Here is a 3,608-nt window from a genome sequence, read left to right on the forward strand (position 1 = left end):
TGTCGCTTTCCATTTAATTGTGCGAATCCGACTTCAACATTTTCAGTAGGTTGCCCGATCACTTAATTTGAGAGCGGGCAGTTAATTTGATAATCTGACTTGGATTTTGTCATCTAATGTGAGAATCAGGCTCTCGATATTTTTCTCTTCGTGAGCCTCCATGAGCGATCCATTTCCCAACGAGATTGACGACGCACTTTGGGATGAAGCCTGTCGACGGGCTGATGCGATTCGTGAATTCCTGAAGCGCCGAACCGGCAATGCGACAGCCGCAGAGGTCGGCAAACTCGCCGTCAAGATGGGTGTCAGCCAAGCGACTGCATACCGGCTGATCAAACTGTTCCGCGCCGGCGGGACCGTTCTGTCGCTGGTGGATCGCAAACGCGGACGCCCGGAGGGTCATCGGACGCTGGATGAGAGACGGGAGGAAATTGTCCGCGTGACGATCAACGCATACTATCTGAAGCGAACCCGGCCGGCGGTTTCGCAGCTGGTACGTGACGTGCAGACGAACTGCATTTCTGTCGGGCTGAAACCGCCGCATCGCCGAACGATCGTCGCTCGCCTTGCGGACATAGAGCTTCAGAAGCGTGCCAAGCGGCGCGGCGAACAGAAGATCGTCAAGGCGACGACGGCCGTTCCTGGAGTGTTCGGCGCCGGCCGGCCCCTGGAGGTAGTCCAGATCGACCATACCAAGGCCGACGTCTTCGTCGTCGATGAGGAGACCCGGCAGCCGATTGGCCGACCCTGGCTAACCTTGGCAATGGATGTGTGCAGCCGGATGGTCACCGGCTTCTATCTTACCATGGGCGCGCCGTCGCGGCTGTCGACCAGCCTGTGCCTGCTGCATTCCGTCTTTGACAAGTCGGCTTGGCTGCGAGAACGTGAGATTCGAGAGCTCTGGCCCGTTGCCGGCTTGCCGAACACGGTGCATGTCGACAATGGCCCGGAATTCCGGAGCCGGGCGTTTAAGAGGGGATGCCAGGACGCCGGGATCGCGATCGACTGGCGGCCACCGGGTGAGCCTCGCTTCGGCGGGCACATCGAGCGTCTGATCGGCACGCAGATGGGAAAGCTGCACCTGCTGCCCGGGACAACATTCAGCAACGAACAGGATCTGGGAGAATACGACTCAAAGCGGCACGCGGCACTGACGCTGCGTGAACTCGAGCGGTACATCGCACTCGACATCGTCGGCTCCTATCATCAGTCGATCCACGGCGCCCTGGGCCGCCCGCCGATTGCGGTCTGGCGGGAGCACGAGGGCGAGATCCCCCTTCGGCTGCCACCGGATCGGCTTCGCTTTTGGCTCACCTTCCTGCCTGAGCAGGAGCGCACCTTGCGGCCGACCGGCATTCATCTGTTCGGCCTGCGTTATTGGTCGGCGGCGCTCAGCGCCGACGTCGGGCGTTCTGACCGGCGCCTGCTTGTCAAATACGATCCACGCGACATGGCGCGCATCTTCGTTCGACGGCCTTCCGGAAACTTCGTGGACGCCCGCTATGCCGACGTGACGTTGCCTTCGATCACCCTGCACGAGGCGCTGATCGCGCGACGCACCCTTCTGGCGAAAGGCCGCCGGGAAGTCGACACCCGCGCCATCGTCCGCACCGCCATCACACAGCGAGAATTGCTCGAGACGGCAACGAAGAAGACGGCAGCGGCACGACGCAAGACGGCTTCCTCGAAATCGAAGGTGGATGACCGGGGATGGGGCTCGCTCCGCGGTGTCGACTCCAGCAAACCTGTACCCTTTGTTGAGGATACAGATTGAGCTGGAGTGAATATGAAGAATGAAATCTCCCACCTCACCCCAGGCGCCGCGGCGCTGCTTGCCGAAACGGACGAGCAGCGCATTCGGGCGATACGATCACGCCGCTGGGTGCTCTACCCACGCGCCATGCAGGCACTCGACCGGCTAAGTACGCTCCTCGACCATCCACGAGGCACACGCATGCCGTCAGTCGCGATCTACGGCGACAGCGGCATGGGCAAGACCATGATCATGAAGCGATTCCGCGACAAGCACCCGCCGAGCTTCAATCCGCTGACGGGCACGTTGAAGACACCGGTCCTGGCCATGGAAATGACCAGCCGCCCGGGCGAACGACGGTTCTACGCCGAACTCCTCACCCTTCTCGGTGCACCTCAGCGGCCGCGTGCCGACATTGCCCAGATGGAGCAGGCGGCGTTGCGAATCATGGACGCGATCGGTGTGCAGGTGCTGGTGATCGACGAAGTGCACAACATCCTCGCCGGAACCTATCGCGAGCAGCGCATCGTTCTGAACACGCTGCGCTTCCTCAGCAATCGTCTGCAAATCTCGCTGGTTTGCTTCGGCGTCAACGAGGCGCGGGAGGCCATCAGCGGCGACGTTCAGCTTGCCCGACGATTCGAGCAGTTCACGTTGAGCCGGTGGGCTGCGAACGAACAGTTCGAAACCTTGGTAGCGTCGATCCTGCGCAATACGCCGCTGCGTCGGCCCTCGGTGCTTACGCCGAAATCGCTGCGACGGATTCTGCAGATCACCGAGGGTATCACCGCTAACATCTTCCACATGATCAACAGCCTCGCAGTCGACGCCATCGAGAGCGGCCGCGAGCACATTGCTGACGAAGCGGTCGAGTGTTGGGAGCCAGAGTTCGATGCCGAGGCGGCATTCGCATGATTGAGAACACGCCGCCACGGAGATTGCCGGTGCGCTTGCCGCCCCATTCTGATGAACTCCTGTCGTCCTGGATTGGCCGGCATGCCGCCTTTTACTCGGTTCCACCGCTGGTTATGCTTCGGCATTGCCTGCCGGAGGCCTCCTCCTTGCGAGCGGCCGATCTCCTACTGAGCAGTGATCAGGAAATCCGCCTGGCCAACATGTTTGCCACCGAGCCGGCCGTGATGCGTCGAATGACCTTCGCAAATGTCGCGCAATCATCGCATCGGCTCATCTCCGCCCGGCCGACGCAGGTCTGTACGAACTGCAGCCCCGGACATACGGAGCCGATCCTGCGAAGCCAGCTTCTCGGATGGCGCATTACGTGCCCTTTGTGCGGGAACCAACTCCGGGATGCCGGTAGGCGGGAAATCCCCTCCCCTTTCCAACAATATCAGGATGCCGCACTTCGTGGCGAAAAGCTGCTCGACGATGAAGCCGAACGTGGTATCGGAACCTGGATATCGCCAACCGACATTGCTCGGCTTCTCCTGATGCGACGCATTCCAAGACCTATACCACGCGAGCACGACCTTTGGCGCTTCCGGGTGCTCGGCGCAATCATCCCCGATCTCGATCGTGTCGTCGCCGTGGAACAGGAGAACCTGCCCACGCCTGCAAAGCCGATCCTGCCGCTTCACATGCGGCCCGCTCTGCTGGCGGGAATCGCCATCGTCGAGCGCGCTGGACCGGAGATGCTCCGAATGCTGCGTGGTCACATGATGGGTGACAATAGGGGCCGGTTCACTGACGCCGCCGAGAGCATGATAGCCCGAGCTCGTAGGTGGAAAGCTTCCTCGCAGATGCACTTAATTTGAGAAACTGGCGGCAAAGATTCTCACAATTAAATGCCGAGCCTGAACCTAACCGGCGCATTCTTACAATTAAGTGCCAAGCGACA

Annotated in this window: 3 protein-coding genes; all 3 read left to right on the forward strand. The window is 60.7% G+C overall.

Features of this window, described 5'->3' with window-relative positions:
• The first annotated feature begins 160 nt into the window (after window positions 1–160).
• The 3 genes from EET67_RS25140 to EET67_RS25150 are packed head-to-tail and all read left to right on the forward strand — an operon-like array spanning window position 161 to window position 3,525.
• Window positions 161–1,774 carry a Mu transposase C-terminal domain-containing protein gene (locus tag EET67_RS25140; protein WP_128628893.1) on the forward strand — a complete coding sequence of 538 codons (1,614 nt, stop codon included), beginning with the start codon at window positions 161–163 and terminating at the stop codon, window positions 1,772–1,774.
• Between the two features lie 12 nt (window positions 1,775–1,786).
• On the forward strand, window positions 1,787–2,668 hold the full coding sequence (locus EET67_RS25145) for a TniB family NTP-binding protein (protein WP_128628894.1): 882 nt from the start codon (window positions 1,787–1,789) through the stop codon (window positions 2,666–2,668).
• Window positions 2,665–3,525 (forward strand): TniQ family protein, encoded by an 861-nt coding sequence (locus EET67_RS25150; RefSeq protein WP_128628895.1) that lies wholly within the window; start codon window positions 2,665–2,667, stop codon window positions 3,523–3,525. The genes EET67_RS25145 and EET67_RS25150 overlap by 4 nt, the downstream gene beginning before the upstream one ends.
• Window positions 3,526–3,608 lie beyond the last annotated feature (83 nt).

The sequence above is a fragment of the Borborobacter arsenicus genome (genome assembly GCF_003934165.1).
Taxonomy (GTDB): Bacteria; Pseudomonadota; Alphaproteobacteria; order Rhizobiales; family Rhizobiaceae; genus Pseudaminobacter; species Pseudaminobacter arsenicus.